Source organism: Arthrobacter sp. 05T444, from assembly GCF_056395905.1.
This window is the reverse complement of sequence record NZ_JBFTKK010000003.1, coordinates 137,868-155,982: the sequence shown is the minus strand read 5'-3', so window position 1 is coordinate 155,982 and position 18,115 is coordinate 137,868. Positions and strand designations below refer to the sequence as shown.

The window sequence follows — 18,115 nt, the reverse complement described above, 5'->3', positions numbered from 1 at the left end:
CGCCAGTAACTTAGCGTGCAAGGAGCGGATTTCTGCTAGGCCGTGGGCTCTTTGGGTTCCTTCGGCGGCAGGGGCTGCGGATTCAGGAATGCCGCGGTGATCAGCGGCGCCACAAGTTCAATCTGCCACGGTCTGGCGCCCAGTGCGCTGAGCTCTTCGGCGACCGACGCTTCGCTGATGTCAGCCGGCGGGCGCCAGGCGACGCGGCGCAGGTAATCAGGCGTCAGCAGGTTCTCCAGCGGAAGATTGAATTCCTCGGCCTTCTTCTGCAGCAGAGGACGGGCTGTGGACAGTCTCTCCGCGGCGGCGAGGTCGCGCTCGGCCCAGACCCGGGGCGGCGGGGGTGCATTGGTCGGGAGGTGCAGCGGGGGAAGGTCGTCCAAGGTGCGGGCGGTTGCGATGCAGCGGAGCCAGCGGGGGGCCTCGCGCTGGGCGGCCCGGCCATGGAATCCCTTGGTGCCCAGCAGCTGCGGCACGGTCGCGGGCATGGCCTTGGCTGCAGCCACGAGGGAGGAATCAGGAATCAGCCGGCCCGGCGCCACATCCCGCTTCTGGGCAAGCGAATCGCGTTCAAGCCACATCTCGCGCACCGCAGCCAGCTGGCGGCGGTCGCGGATCTGGTGGAGCCCCGAGGTCTTGCGCCAGGGGTCGATCCTTGGCGGCGCAAGTCCGGCGGCGAGGATGGCAGCGAATTCCTGCTCGGCGAAGTCGAGCTTGCCGTCTGCCTCTAGCAGTTCGATGAGCTCCTCACGCAGCTCCGTCAGGACCTCGACGTCGAGGGCGGCGTAACGGAGCCACGGTTCCGGCAGGGGGCGGGTGGACCAGTCGGCCGCCGAGTGCTCCTTCGCGAGGCCGAATCCAAGGAGCTGCTCGATGACGGCGGCGAGTCCGACCCGGGGGAGTCCTGCCAGGCGGGCCGCGAGTTCGGTGTCGAACAGCCTGTCGGGCCACATGCCGAGCTCTGAAAGGCAGGGAAGGTCCTGGCTGGCCGCATGCAGGATCCATTCGACGCCCTTGAGGGCATCGTTGATGATCCGAAGGTCGTCAAAGGGTTCGGGATCGATGAGCCACGTGCCCGATCCCTCGCGGCGGATCTGGACCAGGAAGGCGCGCTGACCGTATCGAAAGCCCGAAGCCCGCTCCGCGTCAACCCCCGCCGGGCCGGTGCCGGCCGCAATGGCTGCCGCGCAGCGCTCCAGTCCTGACTGCGTCTCAATGACAAGCGGCACGCCGTCGCGCGGGGAGTCGAGGTCGATGACAACGGGGACGCGGCTATCGAAGCCTTCCACCGAGATGTGGGGTGTGGTTTCAGCAGCCGGGGCGCCGGCTGTGGTGTTTTCCGGATTTTGAGGGGTCATGATGCCCCTAGTTTACCGGCAGCACGCCGCAGGGCGGAGTCACCATGGGCGGGGCCCTTAGTTCCTGCGCCTGCGGGGCAGCGCGGAGACGCCATCGGGGAGCGGAGGGAGGCCGGCAAACGTGCAGACCATGTCGGACCAGGCTTCAAGGTGGGCCTGGACATCGGCGCCGGCAGGGGTCCAGGATGCCCGGAGTTCGATGTCGATTGATCCGGGCCTGTCGGAGAGCGTGCCGAAGCTTTCCGACAGCACGCGGGTAGCCGTTCCGCCCGCGGCCCGGTAGGGGGCGCGGTGCGTTTCCAGGGCTTCCACGAGCCAGGTCCAGGCGACGGAGCCGAGCATTTCGTCGTTGCCCATGTCCGCATCCAGCTGGGCCCGGATGTAGGTCACGATCCGGAATTCGCCGTCCCAGACGGCGGAACCGTCGGGATCGTGCAGCAAGATGAAGCGGCCGGTGGCGAGTTCATCGCCGTCGGAGTCGCTGGCAGCAGCGGAGCGGGCCAGGGCCATGGCCGCCGGACCGTGGACAGCCGCGTAGTCGCTGCCGAGGCTGCCGGTGCCGATGACCTCGGCGCCAAGTGCAACGGCGAACGGCGCCAGCCGCGACGGCGCCGGGATCTCGTCCAGGCGCAGCTCACTGCGGCATCGTGCTTTCCGGAGCGTTCCCAAGGCGTAAAGAAAATCCGCAGGAACCTGGGCCAGTGCGTTCACAATCGCAGGCTACGCACTGGAACCCGCCGATCCCCGCAGGCTCGCCGCCGGCCGCCGCAATCCAGCCCCGGCAATCCGGCTGACCCTACCCGGCGGACAGCTCCCTCCTGATGGCCTCGACGAATGCGTCCACGTCCTCCTCGCTGGTATCAAAGGAGCACATCCAGCGGACTTCGCGGGCAGCTTCATTCCAGTCGTAGAAGCGGAAGGACGTCCGCAGCCGGTCCGCCACGCCCTCGGGCAGGATGGCAAAGACGCCGTTGGATTCCGTTTTCTGGGTCGGCTCCACTCCGTCGATGGCGTCCACCGCGTGCCGCAGCCTAGCGGCCATGGCGTTCGCGTGCGCGGCCGAGCGCAGCCACAGGTCGCCTTCCAGGAGCGCGATGAACTGGGCGGACATGAAGCGCATCTTGGAGGCCAGCTGCATGTTCATCTTGCGCAGGAAGAGGAGGCCGTGGGCGGCTTCCGGATTCAGCGCCACCACCACCTCGCCGAACAGCAGCCCGTTCTTCGTGCCGCCGAATGACAGGATGTCCACGCCGGCGTCGCGGGTAAAAGCACGCAGCGGGACGTCGAGGTGCGCGGCGGCATTGGCCAGCCGGGCGCCGTCCATGTGCAGTTTCATGCCCTTGGCGTGGACGTGCTCGGCAATCGCGCGCACCTCTTCCGGGGTGTAGCACGTGCCCAATTCCGTGGTTTGTGTGATGGAGACGGCCAGCGGCTGGGCGCGGTGTTCATCACCCCACCCCCAGGCCTCGCGGTCGATGAGTTCAGGAGTCAACTTGCCGTCCGGCGTGTGAACCTGAAGTAGCTTGATGCCGCCGATGCGCTCGGGAGCGCCGTTCTCGTCCATGTTGATGTGGGCCGTTGACGCGCAGACCACCGCCCCCCAGCGGGGGAGCAGGGACTGCAGCGACAGCACATTGGCGCCGGTGCCGTTGAAGACGGGAAAGCACTCAATGCCTTCGCCAAAGTGCCGTTCCATCAGCTCCTGGAGGCGTGCTGTGTAGTCGTCTTCGCCGTAGGACACCTGATGGCCCTCATTGGCGGCGGCGAGGGCGGCCAGCACCTCGGGGTGCACGCCCGAGTAGTTGTCCGACGCGAAGCCCCGGACTGACGCGTCGTGCAGCCGGGACATGGTGCCGTTGCCGGCCGTTTCTACAGTGGTTGTCATCGCTTTGGTCACGCTTTCAGTCTAAGGAGTTCCGGCCAGGTATTGCTGCTGTCACTGGGTCAGCAGCATCCGTTGCCCATTCAGTTCAGCGGCGGGTTTTCCGAACAGGCCGACGACGGCGGCTGCCAGATCCTCGACGTCGGTGTAACCGGGAAACTTGCGTTCGGGCTGGCGGCTCCGCATGGCACCGTCCACGAGCGCCTTGACCACGAGGACGACTGCGGCGCTGTGCTGTTCAGCGTCACTGGACTGTTCTTCGTCACGGGACGGTTCGTCGGAGAGGTGCCGGCCGCCGCCTGCCTGCCCTGCTCCCGCCTGCCTTTCGGAGTGCTGGTCCTGGCGGAACCCGTCCGCCACTGCCATGGTCCACGCCTCGGCGGCGGCCTTGGCCGCCGCATAACTGGCAACGCCGGCGGACGGCACGGTGACCGCCGTCGAGGACACCATGGCAAACCTGCCGACCTCAGATGCTGCGAGGTCGTCGTAGAACACCCTGGTCACGTTCCTGAGCGTCGTCACGGAGCTGCGTTCCAGGAAGTCCCAGTCCTCGTCGCTCTGGTCGGCGATACCCTGGGCCCCGCGCCAGCCGCCCACGAGGTGGATGACGCCGTCGATCCTGCCCGCTGTCCGCACAAGGGCTCCGCGGAGTTCGCGGACGGCCGGCAGGCTGCCGAGATCGCAGATGAGAGGCGTGACACCGCTGCCGGCCTGCGCCGCGGCGGCTTCGATCCGGTCTCTGTCCGACCCGACGGTGTATACCGTGAAGCCGGCCCGCGCCAGGGCGCGTGCCACGGCGATGCCCGATGGGCCGCTCCCGCCGGTGACCACGACGGTGGGGGTGCTGTTTCCGGTCATTCAGTCATCGCCTCCGCGGCGGGGCCGGTGCCGGTTGCGTCTGATGATCCGGTGATGCCGGCGGTCGACTCGATCACGTGGCGCATCTTCTTTTCAAGCGCTTCGTAGAACATGGACAGCGGGAACTCGTCGTCCAGCACCTGGTCGGTGAGGCCGCGCGGCGGCCCGTCCAGGGGGAGGGCCCCCGGCCCCTTGGCCCAGACCGAGGCCGGGTTGGGGGTCAGCGTTCCGGAGATGAGCTCGTAAGCCGCCAGCCAGTGGGCGGTCTTGGGCCGGTCGATGGAGCGCCAGTACAGCTCCTCGATCCGGGCGCCGAGGTCAATGACGACGCCGGCAACTTCGTCCCAGTCGAGGCTGAGGCGGCTGTCGGTCCAGTGCAGCACGCGGTGCTGGTGCAGCCAGGCGAACAGCAGCTGACCGCCCAGTCCGTCGTAGTTGCGGACCCGGCTGCCCGTGATGGCAAAGCGAAAAATACGGTCGAAAATGACGGCGTACTGGACCAGCTTGGCATGCCGGCGGGCCTCGGGATCGGCGGCTTCGTCCTTTTCGATTTTCACGGATTCCCGGAAGGCCGTCAGGTCGCAGCGCAGCTCTTCCAGCGAGTACAGGAAGAACGGCATGCGCTGCTTGATCATGAACGGGTCGAAGGGCAGGTCGCCGCGCATGTGCGTGCGGTCGTGGATCAGATCCCACATCACAAACGTTTTCTCGGTGAGTTCCTGGTCCTCGAGAAGTTCGGCGGCCCCGGCGGGCAGTTCCAGGGACGTGGTGTCCGCGGCGGCGCGGAGGACCCGGCGGAAGCGGGCGGCCTCACGGTCTGCGAAGATCGCGCCCCAGGTGAATTTGGGGGTTTCGCGGACGGCCACGGTCTCCGGGAACAGCACGGCGGAGTTGGTGTCGTAGCCAGGTGTGAAGTCGAGGAAACGGATGGGGACGAACAGCTTGTTCGAGTATTCTCCCTCTTCGAGCCCGGCGATGAATTCGGGCCAGATCACGTCGATCAGCACAGCCTCAACGAGCCGGCTGTTGCTGCCATTCTGGGTGTACATGGGGAAGACCACCAGGTGCTGAAGCCCGTTGTGGCGGTGCTCCTGGGGCTGGAACGCCAGCAGGGAATCCAGGAAGTCAGGGATGCCGAATCCGGCCTCCATCCAGCGGGTGAAGTCGCTGGCCAGGAGTTCCAGGTAGCGGGCATCGTGCGGGAAGGACGGTGAAAGGGCTTCGACGGCGTCAATGATGGCCAAAACGAGGCCCGCCGCGGCTGCGTGGTCCGCTTTGTCCGGGACGGAGCCGTCCTGGACCTGCAGTCCGCGCAAGGCCGTGGCTGCTGCCTTGAGCTGCCGCCATTCGGGGTGGTCCGCGGAGATCCTTGCGGGGGCGGTGGTAACTGTAATGGTCATCTTCGGCGTGGCCTTCCTGGTTGCCTGAGCATCTACGCCGAGCGTAACAAGCAGCCAGAGTTCCTAATCCATTTTAGGCCTCAGCATAAGAAACTGTGAGGCTCATCGATCAGTTCAAGCCGGCCAGGTGTAGCGCCGGGAAGCCTCAGGACTCCGTGGCCGCGGTGCTGTCTGCGTTCTCGGCCGTGACCAGCCTCAGGGAGACCGAGTTGATGCAGTACCGCTGGTCGGTGGGCGTGCCGTAGCCTTCGCCCTCAAAGAGGTGCCCCAGATGGGAATCACAGTTGGTGCACCGCACCTCGACGCGGTCCATCCCGAGAGTGCGGTCGTGGATATACCGCACCGTTCCCTCTGCCAAGGGTGCCCAAAAGGAGGGCCAGCCGCAGTGGGAATCGAATTTCTCGTTGCTGGTGAACAGTTCGGTCCCGCACGCCCGGCACTGGTAGACGCCCGCAGTGTGGGTGTCCCAGTACTCGCCCGTGTACGGGCGTTCCGTGCCGGCCTGGCGCAGCACGCGGTACTCCTCCGGGGTGAGTTCGCGGCGCCATTCGTCGTCGCTCCGGACCACCGGCGTGCCTACCGTGTTTTCAGCTTTTTCTGGAGTGCTCATAGCCTCATCAACGCTCAGGAGTCGCCGATAAATCCCGAGCCCGCGTACAGGTGAAGCACGGGGAGCCCCAGGCGGTCCTGGGCCTTGTTGGCCCAGTCGGTGTGGAAGGTGTCTGATACCGCGTGCGGCCGAGTGATGACGACGGCCTGTGCGGCGCCGAGTTCCTTCACCTTGGCCACCAGGCCGTTGACCGCCCCGCCATCCACCGTCTCGCCGGAGACCCCGCTGCCGAGACCCTCAAGGGCGCGGAGCGAGACGGACAATGTCTCCGCCGCGGCCGCCCGCTGCGTGTCCGGATCCGGTGCGTGTGCCGTCAGCTCCCGGAAGGCCTTGGCGATGTCCAGCATGGAGAGGTTTTCAAGGAAATCCACCAGCAGATGCCGTTCCGTGTTGGCTGGGACCAGCACGACCAGAGGCGCGTCACCCCCGTTCACCAGGCGTTCGATGTTGACGCGGTCGTCCGCACCCAGCGGCTCTTCTGTGAGAATGACGATTGGATCGCTCATGCCATCAGCCTAGCCCGGCGGAACCGTGCCCGCATGCATTTGCCGCCGGATGTGCCTCGGGAGCCGACTCCGGTAACAATGGTGCAATGGACTCCTCCTTCCGGCCAGGCACAGAGCTGCAGCGCCACCTGTTTCCCGGCACCGGCCAGCAGGGGGCGGCGGCCCTGCTGGACACCACGGCGCAGCCGGCCAGCAAGATGACCCTGCGGGCTAAATGGACGCTCGGCGGAATTATTGCCGGCAGCGCTGCGGCGGCACTCCTGGGGGCCGGATCGTCGGCGCTGGCGCTGTACTTCGCCAGGCGCGTACTGACGCCCTCCCGTGCGCGGCCGGCGGACCAGGAAGTGCTGGCCGTGATCAGGGTGGGCAGGGGCCTGCAGGTCATCCTTGCCGCGACACCGGAGACAACCCAGGACGGCGTGTACAGCCTCTTCTTCGATGGTGGGAACGGCCACGCGAGGATCGGCAGGGTCCTGTCCTACTCTCCGGCCGAGCGCACAGTGCTGCGCGAGGTGGAGACTGTCTACCAGGGAAACCTGGAAACCGCGCGCCGCGGCTGGTGGAGTGGTGCCGTGTATCCCGATCCCTCCGCCGTCGGACTTGCCTCGGAGGACGTCGGCATTGAAGTCGATGGCGGAACAGCTCCCGCGTGGCTGATCCGCGCCGAGCCCGGCGCCGAAACGTGGGCCATCATGGTCCACGGCCGCGGTGCCACCCGGCAGGAAAGCCTGCGTGCAGCCCGGGCCGCGCACGAGCTGGGACTGACCAGCCTCCTGGTTTCCTACCGAAACGACGGGCTGGCGCCCTCGGCGCCGGATGGCAGGTACGGCCTGGGATCCACCGAATGGCGGGATATCGACGCCGCCATCGCCTTCGCCCTCTCCCATGGGGCCCGGGAGGTGGTGCTCTTCGGCTGGTCCATGGGCGGCGCCATTTGCCTGCAGACTGCCGATCTCTCGAGGCACCGCAATGCCATCCGGGCCATGGTCCTCGACGCACCCGTCATCGACTGGGTCAACGTGCTGGCGCACCACGCCGAACTGAACAGGATCCCGTCCGGTGTCGGCCGGTATGGCCAGCTGATGATGGGTCACCGCCTCGGGCGCCGCCTCACCGGGCTGGCTGCGCCGGTGGACCTGAAGGCCATGGACTGGGTGTCCCGGGCGGTGGAACTCCGGACGCCGACCCTGATTATTCACAGCGTGGACGACGAATACGTGCCGTACAGACCATCCGCTGTCCTCGCGGAGAAGAACCCCGAAATGGTGACGTTCGAGGCGTTCGGGCAGGCGAGGCATGCCAAGGAGTGGAATGTCGATCCGGTCCGGTGGGAGAGCCTGGTCAAGGCCTGGCTGCAGCAGCAGCTTGCGCCCCGGCTCAATCCAGGACAGTTGAATCCGGGTCAGCCCGGTCCCGGGCAGGCTCCCGGCCGGCAGTCCGGCGTGGAACGTGACCTGGGGGATTAGCGCCGGCTGGGGCGATTAGCGCCCGCCGGTGATGGTTTTGGCGCTGGCCGCTACCGTGCTGATCGGTGCGGTGATGGCCTTCGTGAGGCGGATCAGGTCCGTGGGGCCGAGTTCGATGTCGAGGCCCCTGCGGCCGCCGGAAACGAGGATGGTGGCCAGCGCCAGCGCGCTGTCGTCGATGACGGTGGGGGAGGGCTGCCGCTGGCCCAGGGGCGAGATGCCGCCCAGGACGTAGCCGGTCCGCCTTTCGGCCGCAGCCGGATCCGCCATGGCGGCCTTCTTGCTCCCCAGGGCCGCCGCGATCGCCTTCAGGTCCAAGTTTCCGCTCACGGGAACGACGCCGACGGCGAGCCTGCCGTCCACCTCGACCATGAGTGTCTTGAAGACCCGTGCAGGGTCAACCCCGAGCACCTCGGCGGCCTCCAGCCCGTAACTGGCTGCGGCGGGGTCGTGGCTGTACGGGTGCAGGGTGTAGGAAACGCCCGCCGCAGCCAGTGCGGCTGTGGCAGGCGTTCCCTGGGAAGTGTTCTTTCGCGCCATTGGCCCGGGCCTGAAACCCTAGCTGGAGAGCCTGGCAGAAGCGGCAACCTTGCGTTTGATCCGCCCAAGCATTGCCGTCATCCCGCGCATCCGGAGGGGAGTGATGGCCCGGGTGAGACCCAGCAGTTCAGGCATGTCGTCCGGCACCGCAAGTATTTCCTCAGCCGTAAGGCCGTCCAGCCCTTCATGGAGCACGCCCGCGAAGCCCCGCGTCGTGGGGGCCTCGCGAGGCGCCTTGAAGAACAGGCGGAAGGCGGGGGACCCGCCGTCGTTCTTCTCCGTCTCGATGGTCAGAAACAACGGCGACTGGCACTCAACCACCTGCTCGAGCAGCTCGGGGTGGTCCCGCAGCCGCTCCGGCAGTTCGGGCAGGCCCAGAGAAAACTCCAGCAGCAGCTGGAGCCTCTCGGGCTCGCTCAGTGCCTGGAAGTCATCGACAATTTCCGCCAGCGCGGTGGGCAGTGCATAAGTACTCATCGCTTCAAGCTTACGCACTTTTGTTCCCGCCCGGTCCCTTTCTTACGGCTGCTTACCTAACGCCCGCGGGGACCGCGCCGCGCTCGGCACCCTTAACGATCGGTACGCGCACTGCATTGCCCCACTCGGTCCAGGAGCCGTCATAGTTCCGTACGGTGTCAAAGCCGAGAAGGTACTTCAGCGCAAACCAGGTGTGGCTGGAACGCTCGCCGATGCGGCAGTAGGCCACCACGTCGTCGCCTTCCGTCAGCCCGGCTTCGTCCAGGTAAAGCGCCTCCAGTTCCGGGCGGCTCCGGTACGTGCCGTCTTCGGCAGCTGCGCGTGCCCACGGAATGGACGCGGCCGTGGGGATGTGGCCTCCGCGGAGTGCGCCTTCCTCGGGGTAGGCAGGCATGTGGGTCCGCTGGCCGGTGTATTCCTCGGGGGAGCGTACGTCAATCAGTGGCTTTCCGAGGTGGGCAAGGACGTCTTCCTTGAACGCGCGGATCGGGGCGTCGTCGCGTTCGACGACGGGGTAGTTGCCGGGTGCGGGCGACGGAACGGCCGTGCTCAGCTCGCGGCCCTCGGCGATCCATTTGTCGCGGCCGCCGTCGAGCAGCCGTACATCGTCGTGTCCGAAGAGAGTGAAGACCCAGAGTGCGTAGGCGGCCCACCAGTTGGACTTGTCGCCGTAAATCACCACGGTGGTGTCGCGGGAAATGCCTTTGGCGGCGGCCAGGAGCGCGAAAGCCTGGCCGTCCACGTAGTCGCGGGTCACTTCGTCGTTCAGGTCCGTATGCCAGTCGACCTTGACGGCTCCGGGGATGTGCCCGGTCTCGTACAGCAGGACGTCTTCGTCGGACTCCACCACCACGAGTTTTCCGTTGTCCAGGGCTCCGCCGTCGATGGCGGCGGCGAGCCACTCCGTGGAGACCAGCCGCTCGGGGTTGGCGTAGGCGGCGAACTTTTCGTTCTGTTCAACTGGGTAGGACATTCATATGGCCTTTCACTGAAACGGTCACGGCAGACCGCCGAAGGAACCGGTCGGTCACTGCTCCAACACTAGCCACGGGCCGCGGTGAAAGCTTCCCCCCGTTAACAGGACGAAATGTGCGCTTGGTCACGGCTTCCGGGCGTGCGTGCACCGTGCAGGCTGGAGGCGGTGCCATTGCCGGTATTCTTTCTGGGGATAAGTCACCAGCAGAACGGACCACCTTGGTACAGATCGAAAAGCTTGCCACCCGGACGCCGGCGGTGTCAGTGGATGAGCTCCTGAAAGGGTTCTACCCGTCGCCCAGGTTCGGGCAGGTGTCCTTTGCCAGCTACAGGCCTGATACTTCGCAGCCCAGCCAGGCTGCAGCCGTGCACGCGCTGGAAGCATTCGCCGGGGGTGTGGGCGCCGGCGACGGCGCGGGACTTTTCAAAAGGCTCTTCGCGAAGAAGGACACGTCAAGGGCCGGTATCTACCTTGACGGCGGCTTCGGCGTTGGCAAGACCCACCTGCTGGCGTCGCTGTGGCACGCTGCCCCGGGGCCCAAGGCCTTCGGCACGTTCGTTGAGTACACCAACCTGGTGGGCGCCCTGTCCTTCCGGAAAACTGTTGAAGCGCTGAGTTCCTACAAGCTTGTGTGCATCGATGAGTTTGAGCTTGATGATCCTGGCGATACCGTCCTGATGTCCCGGCTCATGCGCGAACTCGCCGACGCCGGTGTCAAGCTCGCTGCCACCTCCAACACGCTGCCCGGCTCCCTGGGCGACGGCCGGTTCGCTGCGGTCGATTTCCAGAGGGAGATCCAGGTCCTGGCAGACCAGTTCGATGTCCTCAGGATCGACGGCGAGGATTTCCGGCACCGCGGACTGCCGGCGGCGCCGTCCCCGTTGCGGAACAGTGAACTCCACGCCCACATGAAGGCCGAGTTCGATGGCCAGACTGTGGCGGAGGATGACTTCAAGACCCTGATCGCGCATCTTGCCGGTGTGCACCCGAGCCGCTACCGCAAGCTCCTTGACGGAGTGGACGGTGTTGTTTGGCGGGATGTGGAGACGATTACCGAACAGGCTGTTGCGCTGAGGTTCGTGGTGCTCGCGGACCGGTTGTACGACAAGGACGTTCCGATCCTTGCCAGCGGTGTCCCCTTCGACAAGCTGTTCACGGAAGAAATGATGACCGGCGGTTACATGAAGAAGTACTTCCGGGCGGTCTCGCGCCTCACCGCCCTGGCCCGTGAAGGCCAGAACCACGAGCCGTCCTAGCGACCGGGCCGCTTAAGCGTCAAGAGTGCTTGAACGCCTCAGGCAGTCGACACACGGGCAGTTAAACGCCAAGGGCACTTAAACGCCAAAGGCGCCGGTGCCGCCTCTCGGCGGGACCGGCGCCCCCGTTGACGTGTCGGGGCAATGCCCGGGCAAATCCTTGTTACGGAGCCTTCTCGACCGGCGGCACTACCTGGCCCGCCGGGGCCTCGTTCGGCGTACCGTCTGCGTTGTCAACGTAGGTGGAAGCGCCATCCTGGACGTTATCTACATGGCCGGCGTACTTGCCGCCCGTCTTCGAGTCGACAAAGTCGCCCGCTTTTTCGATGCCGTCCTTGATGGCCTGCTCGTTGCCGCGGATCAGACCCTGAGCTTTGCCCTTTAGATCGTCAATTAGTCCCACGAGCACCTCCCTTCAATCGCGGAGCCAGATCGCTCCTCCGCAATCGATCCTAGCCCTGCGTCGGTTCTATGCCAAGAATCAGTTGACAAAATTTGTCAAACCGGTGAGGGTCCCGCTGCGTGAGGGCAAGAAAAAAGCAGCTCCGGAGAGCTGCTTGCTGTGTGGGCGATACTGGGATCGAACCAGTGACCTCTTCCGTGTCAGGGAAGCGCGCTACCGCTGCGCCAATCGCCCGGAACCGGAAAACCGGTAAATCCTGGGTTCGAATCCGAAAGGATTCCAGAGAGCGGACGACGAGATTCGAACTCGCGACATCCACCTTGGCAAGGTGGTGCTCTACCAGCTGAGCTACGTCCGCGCATGAAGTACGTCCCGGCAGGCCGGGCGTTCAACAACGAGCAAGTTTCCTTGCTCTGGTGGGCGATACTGGGATCGAACCAGTGACCTCTTCCGTGTCAGGGAAGCGCGCTACCGCTGCGCCAATCGCCCATTGAATCCGGTTAGACCGGAAACCATGGTTTTCACCGAGGTGGGTACGGGATTCGAACCCGTGTATACGGCTTTGCAGGCCGCTGCCTCGCCTCTCGGCCAACCCACCGTGTAAGCATCGATTCTTAAGAATCATTGCCGTGACAGTGTCCTGCGAGCGGACGACGAGATTCGAACTCGCGACATCCACCTTGGCAAGGTGGTGCTCTACCAGCTGAGCTACGTCCGCATTTCGGAGCTTCGATTCCTTGCCTTGAGCGGCATTTCCTCGCGTTCCAACGAGTAAAAACTCTATAGGAGGTTCAGGGAATCTCCAAATCGACCTCCCCGACGCTGGCGCAGACCCCCGTACTTCCTTGAATTCTAGGCGAATTCTTGAATTACAGAGGTGTAATTCAAGCGTCTCTGTTGGGTCGCTGTACGCCGCCGCCCACCCGATTTCCGTAAACCCCGCATCGTGGGCTAGCATTCAAATGCATCGGGGCGATTGGCGCAGTGGTAGCGCGCTTCGTTCACACCGAAGAGGTCACTGGTTCGAACCCAGTATCGCCCACCGATGAATGGTCCGTTCCGCCCAGGGAAATCAATCTGGGCGGGACGGACTTTTCTGTTTCCCGACTTAACTGTCAGCCCCCTGTGAAAGAGTCTCGCCATGACTGATCCACTTCTCGCCCACGCCACGGAATACGGCCGGATGTACGCGCGCTCCACCACGGAAGCGTTCTCGGTGCCCTCCATCACCACAGTCATCGGCCAGCAGCCCCATGGGCTGGACGGCTGGTTTGGCTACATGGGCGCCAGCAGCCTCGCCAAGGATCCCTCCCTTCCCGAGATCCTGGGCAGTCCGGCCAAGGTCCGGCAGGCGGTGAACCGCGCGGCCAAGGCCGCAGAAACGTACCGTGACGACGCAGCCCGGCGCGGCGACCGGGTGCACAACTACTGCGAACAGGTGGCGCTCCGTGCCTTGGGCAAGCCCCACCGGATGCAGGAAACCCGCGAGGCACTGGCGTCCAATGGCGAAGAAGCCTTCGCTGCCCGCTTTGATGAGTGGTGGGAGCTGTTCCGCGTGGAGCCCGTGGCGCCGGAGATCACGGTTTGGAACGCGACGGTTGGGTACGCCGGAACGCTGGACCTCGTGGCCAAGATCAACGGACGGACCTGCCTCATTGACTACAAGACCAAGGGGACCACGCGGGACGGCCAGGTCAAGCCGCTGGATGACAAGGTGGTCATGCAGCTCGTCGCCGGAATGAAGGCGGAGGAAAGCCTGGTGGACGCAGAGGCGGGGGAGTGGGAACCCTGGCGGCACGGTGAGGCTCCGGTACTGCTGGCAGTCGCCATCGGTGAGACGGAGGTGCGCCCCGTCCGGGCGAATCCCGAGGTGCTGCGGCACCACTGGTGGAAGTTCTGCGCGCTTCGGCGCGTCTGGGAAATGTCCGCCGACACCCTCAGCGCCGGGCCTGCACTGCTGCCGGTGGCGCCGCCGGTGTTTGCCTGACCGGTGTTTACCTGATCCATGCTGGCATGAGCACGGAGTTCACCACGGGCGCATGTCAGCACGCCTAGCACTGTTCATCCACGTCAGCAGCCGTAACCACCAGGGGTGCCGGCGGGGCGGCAGCAACTAAACTGGTCTGGATCCGTTACCGTCCACCGTGAGGAAATGACTGCAGATGGCAATTCTGAATATCCGTATCATCGGCGATCCCGTGCTCCGCACGGTCGCCGACCCTGTCACGGAATTCGGGCCCGAGCTGGCAAGGCTCGTTGCCGATATGACCGAAACCATGGAGGACGTGGAAGGTGCAGGCCTCGCCGCGCCGCAGATCGGCGTCAGCCTCAGGGTTTTCACTTACCGGATCGGCGGGCTCGAAGGTCATGTCATCAACCCCGTGCTGGAAAACAGCGAGGACTTCCAACCCGACGAAGTGGAAGGCTGCCTCTCCATTCCCGGGTTGGGCTTCCCCGTCCGCCGCCACCGTGCCACCCGGGTCACCGGCGTGGACCTGCACGGGAACCCCGTCGCGGTCGATGCGGAAGGGATGCTCGCCCGCTGTTTCCAGCACGAAACCGACCATCTTGACGGCATACTTTTTACGGACCGCCTCGAAGGCGAGGACCGCAAGGCTGCGCTCCGCTCCATCCGCAACGCCAACTACGACTCCATCACCGAACGGACGACGGCGAAGCGCGCCAAAACGGTCGGCTCCAGTTTCGGGGGCGGCAGCTTCGGAGCCGGAACGTCCGGTGCCGGCAGCTTCGGCGCCGCCGGATGAAGGTCCTCTTCGCGGGAACACCGGCAGTAGCCGTCCCGTCGCTGAATGCGCTGGTAGACGCCGGGTTCGACGTCGTTGCGGTGCTGACACGGCCGGATGCGCCGATAGGCCGCAAACGCGTGCTCACGCCGTCACCCGTCGCAGCGCGCGCCGCAGAGTTGGGCATTGAAATCATTCACGCTGCCAAGGTTGATGCCGAGGTCACCGCCAGGATTGCTGCCGTCCGCCCTGATGTGGCGGCCATCGTCGCTTACGGCGGCCTGGTGCCGCGAGCCGCACTGGATATTCCGCGCCACGGCTGGATCAACCTCCACTTCTCCCTGCTGCCGGCCTGGCGCGGCGCTGCGCCCGTGCAGCGCTCTGTCATCGCCGGGGACGACGTCACCGGGGCCGTCACCTTCCTTCTGGAGGAGGGGCTGGACACCGGCCCCGTGTTCGGGACGCTCACCGAAGCGGTCCGTCCGGATGACACCGCGGGAGCACTGCTGGACAGGCTGTCCCACAGCGGCGCCGTGTTGCTGACCCAGACGCTCTCCGCGGTGGATGCCGGGAAGGCCGTGGCCCTCCCGCAGCAGGGCCAGGTTTCGCTGGCTCCCAAGCTTGGACTCGATGACGGCCGGCTGCACTGGCAGCAGCCTGCCCTTGCCGTCGGGAGGCGGGCGCGCGGGGTCACCCCGGAGCCCGGCGCCTGGACCACCCTGGACGGCCAGCGGCTGAAACTCGAACCCGTGCTGCTGCGCCCCGAGGCTCCGGCGCTGGAGCCCGGGGCACTGGCGCTCAACGGGAAGAGCGTGCTGGTGGGAACCGGCTCGCACCCGGTCGAGCTGACCCGGGTCCAGCCTGCGGGCAAGAAAATGATGACCGCCGCTGACTGGGCGCGCGGACAGGCTTCACTTGAAAGCGTGGTGTTCGAATGAGCGAGTCCGGGACAAGCGGCAGCGGCCGTGGAAAAGGCCCCCAGCGTGCAGGACAGGGCGGCCAGGGCGGCGTCCAGCGGGGCCGGGACGGCAGTCTCCGGAACGCCCAGGGCAGGGAACGGAACCGCGGCCCGCAACGCAATTACACCGAGAATGCACCGTCCCAGCGCACCCGGCGCGCTGATCCGGCCCGGCTGGTGGCCTTTGAAGTGCTGCGCGCGGTTGCCTCCGAGGACGCCTACGCCAACCTCGTGCTGCCGTCGAGGATCCGGCACCACGGGCTGGACAAGCGCGACGCCGGCTTCGCCACCGAACTGAGCTACGGCGCGCTGCGTGGCCAGGGCACCTACGACGCCGTTCTGGCACGCTGCGTGGACCGGCCCCTGGACCAGCTGGACCCGGCTGTCCTGGATGCCCTGCGCATCGGCACGCACCAGTTGCTGGCCATGCGCGTTCCCGCCCATGCGGCGCTGGACCAGACGGTGGGGCTGGCCCGCGCAGTGATCGGCGCCGGTCCGTCCACCCTGATCAATGCCGTGCTGCGCAAGGTCTCAGCCCGGACTTTGGAGGAATGGCTGGAAGTCCTGCTCAGCGACGAGCAGGACGCCACCAAGGTAGCCTCTGTCCGCTACGCCCACCCGGAATGGATCGTGCGTGCGTTCAGGCAGTCTCTCGTGGCGCATGGCCGACCGGTCACCGAAATCAACGACCTCCTTGAGGCGGACAATGCTGCCCCTGTGGTCAATCTGGTAGCGCTGCCCGGACTGGGCAGCCTGGACGAGGCCCTCGAAAACGGCGCTGCACCGGGCGAACTCGTCGAAGGCTCCGCGCTTTCCAGCGGCGGGGACCTCGGCCGGCTCTCCTCGGTACGGGAAGGAACCACACGCGTCCAGGACGTCGGCTCGCAGCTGGTCGCCCGCGCACTGGCTGCCGTGGACCTTGGCGGTACTGACCTTGGCAGCCCTGCCGCGATCAGCGTGGCGGGGGAGGGCGAAGCCTGGCTGGACCTGTGCGCCGGCCCCGGCGGCAAGGCTGCACTGCTCGGCGCCCTGGCCAACGAGCGTGGCGCCACCCTCCTGGCCAACGAACCCGCACCCCACCGCGCCAAACTGGTCCGGCAGGCGCTGGCCGCCGTCCCCAACGACATCTGGCACGTCCGGACCGGCGACGGCAGGGAAGTAGGCAGCGAGCAGCCGGAACGCTTTGACCGGGTGCTCGTGGACGTACCCTGCACCGGGCTCGGTGCCCTGCGCCGCAGGCCTGAGTCCCGGTGGCGGCGCACGCCCAAGGACCTGGTCGATCTCGGCCCCCTGCAGCGGGAACTGCTCAAATCGGCACTGGACGCCGTAAAGCCCGGCGGGGTGGTGGCCTATGTGACGTGCTCGCCGCACCCGGCCGAGACCACGGCGGTGGTCAGCGATGCACTCCGCAAGCGCGACGACCTCGAACTGCTGGACGCCGGAAACGCGCTCGATGCCGTGAGCCTGACCGGACATCTTGACGCGGGCCACGAACTCACGGCCCAGCTCTGGCCGCACATTCACCGCACAGATGCCATGTTCCTGGCCCTGATCCACAAGAAGCGCTGATCCACAACAAGCCCTGATTTGCCACCCGCGAAAGGACCCGCATGCCGCAGTGCTGCATCAACCCCAGCATCCTCTCCGCCGACTTCGTCAACCTTGAAGCCGAGTTGAAGAGAATCAGCAACGCTGATTCGGTGCACGTGGACGTGATGGACAACCACTTTGTCCCCAATCTGACCATCGGGCTGCCGGTGGTGCAGCGGATTCAGGCGGTCAGCCCGGTTCCCCTGGACGCGCACCTGATGATTTCGGACGCCGACCGCTGGGCGCCGGAATACGCGGATGCCGGCATCGCCTCCGTGACGTTCCATGCGGAGGCGTCCATCGCCCCGGTTAAGCTGGCGCGGGAGTTGCGCGCCCGCGGATCGAGAGCAGGCCTGGCACTGCGGCCGGCCACCGCGGTGGAACCCTACCTGGAGATGCTCCCGGAACTGGACATGCTGCTGATCATGACAGTGGAACCTGGATTCGGCGGCCAGGCTTTCCTGGACCTCACGCTTCCCAAGATCCGCCGCGCCCGCGCCGCCATCGAAGGCTCCGGCGTGAACGTTGCGCTCCAGGTTGACGGCGGCATCACCGAGGAGACGATCCTCCGTGCCGCTGAGGCCGGAGCGAACGTTTTCGTCGCGGGCTCGGCCGTCTACGGCGCCGCTGATCCGGCCGGGGCCATCGACCGCCTGCGAAAGGCCGGCTCGCTCTAGCTCGACGGTGTTCGACGGCTTTGGCCGGCGGGCCCGGACGGCAACGCGGTTCGGCGTGCGTCCACCGGGCGCTGCCGACGTTACGGATTCCGTGACGGTCCATGGCAGGGAATACCCGGAGCATGCTCCGGGTTGTGTCAGAATAGCAACACACAATACGTGCTCCGGGGTCGGTGTAAGTCCGAACCGGCGGTGACAGTCCGCGACCCGCGAGCCGGTTTTTCCTCGGAAAGCCCGGCGGACGGTTGAACTGGTGAAATTCCGGTACCGACAGTTAAAGTCTGGATGAGAGAAGCACGTACGGCTGTATCTGTGGCGTCTACTGACGCCGCAGCATTGCACTGTCGTATACCCCCGGAGCCATCGCGGTTCGAGAGGGAAGGAACGACACAGACGCATGGACATTCGTACCGT

General features: G+C 66.0%; 18 protein-coding genes, 6 tRNA genes and 1 riboswitch. Of the genes, 8 read left to right on the top strand and 16 right to left on the bottom strand.

The features are described 5' to 3' along the window. Positions 1-35: 35 nt before the first annotated feature. The 7 genes from AC1DD3_RS04935 to AC1DD3_RS04905 all read right to left on the bottom strand — a co-directional run bounded on the left by AC1DD3_RS04935 (position 36) and on the right by AC1DD3_RS04905 (position 6,614). Positions 36-1,358 carry an HRDC domain-containing protein gene (locus tag AC1DD3_RS04935; protein ID WP_476881103.1) on the bottom strand — a complete coding sequence of 441 codons (1,323 nt, stop codon included), beginning with the start codon at positions 1,356-1,358 and terminating at the stop codon, positions 36-38. Between the two features lie 57 nt (positions 1,359-1,415). Then, entirely contained in the window at positions 1,416-2,072 is a 657-nt protein-coding gene (locus tag AC1DD3_RS04930; RefSeq protein ID WP_230116785.1) for a DUF3000 domain-containing protein, read from the bottom strand. 82 nt (positions 2,073-2,154) lie between these two features. After that, positions 2,155-3,243 carry a threonine aldolase family protein gene (locus AC1DD3_RS04925; protein WP_230116676.1) on the bottom strand — a complete coding sequence of 363 codons (1,089 nt, stop codon included), beginning with the start codon at positions 3,241-3,243 and terminating at the stop codon, positions 2,155-2,157. 51 nt (positions 3,244-3,294) lie between these two features. Then, complete coding sequence (locus AC1DD3_RS04920) at positions 3,295-4,098, bottom strand: SDR family oxidoreductase (RefSeq protein WP_476881102.1); 804 nt, start codon at positions 4,096-4,098, stop codon at positions 3,295-3,297. Then, complete coding sequence (locus AC1DD3_RS04915; RefSeq protein ID WP_476881101.1) at positions 4,095-5,498, bottom strand: DUF6421 family protein; 1,404 nt, start codon at positions 5,496-5,498, stop codon at positions 4,095-4,097. The genes AC1DD3_RS04920 and AC1DD3_RS04915 overlap by 4 nt, the downstream gene beginning before the upstream one ends. A 145-nt stretch (positions 5,499-5,643) precedes the next feature. After that, positions 5,644-6,108: a peptide-methionine (R)-S-oxide reductase MsrB gene (gene msrB, locus AC1DD3_RS04910; RefSeq protein ID WP_476881100.1), complete on the bottom strand. Its 465-nt coding sequence runs from the start codon at positions 6,106-6,108 to the stop codon at positions 5,644-5,646. A gap of 14 nt (positions 6,109-6,122) precedes the next feature. After that, positions 6,123-6,614: a hypothetical protein gene (locus AC1DD3_RS04905; RefSeq protein ID WP_476881099.1), complete on the bottom strand. Its 492-nt coding sequence runs from the start codon at positions 6,612-6,614 to the stop codon at positions 6,123-6,125. 197 nt (positions 6,615-6,811) lie between these two features. On the opposite strand from AC1DD3_RS04905, the gene AC1DD3_RS04900 reads away from it, so the two are divergent. Next, positions 6,812-8,080, top strand: coding sequence for an alpha/beta hydrolase family protein (locus AC1DD3_RS04900; RefSeq protein ID WP_230116784.1), 1,269 nt, complete (start codon positions 6,812-6,814; stop codon positions 8,078-8,080). Between the two features lie 15 nt (positions 8,081-8,095). Here the strand turns inward: AC1DD3_RS04900 and ybaK are convergent, their stop codons facing one another. From ybaK to AC1DD3_RS04885, 3 genes are read right to left on the bottom strand one after another with little or no spacing between them, the layout of a single operon-like run. Continuing rightward, positions 8,096-8,620, bottom strand: a complete 525-nt coding sequence (ybaK, locus tag AC1DD3_RS04895) for a Cys-tRNA(Pro) deacylase (protein ID WP_230116671.1) — start codon at positions 8,618-8,620, stop codon at positions 8,096-8,098. Positions 8,621-8,638: 18 nt separating this feature from the next. Continuing rightward, positions 8,639-9,097, bottom strand: a complete 459-nt coding sequence (locus tag AC1DD3_RS04890) for a SufE family protein (RefSeq protein WP_230116670.1) — start codon at positions 9,095-9,097, stop codon at positions 8,639-8,641. A gap of 52 nt (positions 9,098-9,149) precedes the next feature. After that, the gene (locus AC1DD3_RS04885; protein ID WP_230116669.1) at positions 9,150-10,070 is read right to left on the bottom strand and encodes a sulfurtransferase; all 921 of its coding nucleotides are present in this window, start codon (positions 10,068-10,070) and stop codon (positions 9,150-9,152) included. A 221-nt stretch (positions 10,071-10,291) separates the two neighbouring features. Here AC1DD3_RS04885 and zapE point away from each other — a divergent pair, with 221 nt between their 5' ends. Beyond that, on the top strand, positions 10,292-11,329 hold the full coding sequence (gene zapE, locus AC1DD3_RS04880) for a cell division protein ZapE (RefSeq protein WP_230116668.1): 1,038 nt from the start codon (positions 10,292-10,294) through the stop codon (positions 11,327-11,329). Between the two features lie 163 nt (positions 11,330-11,492). Here the strand turns inward: zapE and AC1DD3_RS04875 are convergent, their stop codons facing one another. The 6 genes from AC1DD3_RS04875 to AC1DD3_RS04850 all read right to left on the bottom strand — a co-directional run bounded on the left by AC1DD3_RS04875 (position 11,493) and on the right by AC1DD3_RS04850 (position 12,450). Beyond that, positions 11,493-11,738, bottom strand: coding sequence for an antitoxin (locus AC1DD3_RS04875; RefSeq protein ID WP_476881098.1), 246 nt, complete (start codon positions 11,736-11,738; stop codon positions 11,493-11,495). 156 nt (positions 11,739-11,894) lie between these two features. After that, positions 11,895-11,966, bottom strand: a tRNA-Val gene (locus tag AC1DD3_RS04870). Positions 11,967-12,017: 51 nt separating this feature from the next. Beyond that, a tRNA-Gly gene (locus AC1DD3_RS04865) sits at positions 12,018-12,090 on the bottom strand. A gap of 56 nt (positions 12,091-12,146) precedes the next feature. Continuing rightward, a tRNA-Val gene (locus AC1DD3_RS04860) sits at positions 12,147-12,221 on the bottom strand. Positions 12,222-12,259: 38 nt separating this feature from the next. Continuing rightward, positions 12,260-12,330, bottom strand: a tRNA-Cys gene (locus tag AC1DD3_RS04855). 47 nt (positions 12,331-12,377) lie between these two features. Then, positions 12,378-12,450: transfer RNA gene (locus AC1DD3_RS04850), tRNA-Gly, on the bottom strand. Positions 12,451-12,702: 252 nt separating this feature from the next. Between AC1DD3_RS04850 and AC1DD3_RS04845 the strand changes: the two genes are divergently transcribed. The 6 genes from AC1DD3_RS04845 (at position 12,703) to rpe (ending at position 17,701) form a co-directional block, all read left to right on the top strand. Continuing rightward, a tRNA-Val gene (locus AC1DD3_RS04845) sits at positions 12,703-12,774 on the top strand. Between the two features lie 99 nt (positions 12,775-12,873). Beyond that, complete coding sequence (locus tag AC1DD3_RS04840; RefSeq protein WP_230116666.1) at positions 12,874-13,719, top strand: cytochrome; 846 nt, start codon at positions 12,874-12,876, stop codon at positions 13,717-13,719. Positions 13,720-13,894: 175 nt separating this feature from the next. Beyond that, positions 13,895-14,497, top strand: a complete 603-nt coding sequence (gene def, locus AC1DD3_RS04835; RefSeq protein WP_230116665.1) for a peptide deformylase — start codon at positions 13,895-13,897, stop codon at positions 14,495-14,497. Next, positions 14,494-15,414 carry a methionyl-tRNA formyltransferase gene (fmt, locus tag AC1DD3_RS04830; protein ID WP_230116664.1) on the top strand — a complete coding sequence of 307 codons (921 nt, stop codon included), beginning with the start codon at positions 14,494-14,496 and terminating at the stop codon, positions 15,412-15,414. The genes def and fmt overlap by 4 nt, the downstream gene beginning before the upstream one ends. Continuing rightward, a complete protein-coding gene (locus AC1DD3_RS04825; RefSeq protein ID WP_230116663.1) occupies positions 15,411-17,003 on the top strand; it encodes an RsmB/NOP family class I SAM-dependent RNA methyltransferase in 1,593 nt (530 codons plus the stop codon). Before fmt ends, AC1DD3_RS04825 begins: the two co-directional genes overlap by 4 nt. 41 nt (positions 17,004-17,044) lie before the next feature. Beyond that, the gene (gene rpe / locus AC1DD3_RS04820) at positions 17,045-17,701 is read left to right on the top strand and encodes a ribulose-phosphate 3-epimerase (protein WP_230116662.1); all 657 of its coding nucleotides are present in this window, start codon (positions 17,045-17,047) and stop codon (positions 17,699-17,701) included. A gap of 155 nt (positions 17,702-17,856) precedes the next feature. Beyond that, positions 17,857-18,003, top strand: a riboswitch (FMN riboswitch). Positions 18,004-18,115: the final 112 nt, after the last annotated feature.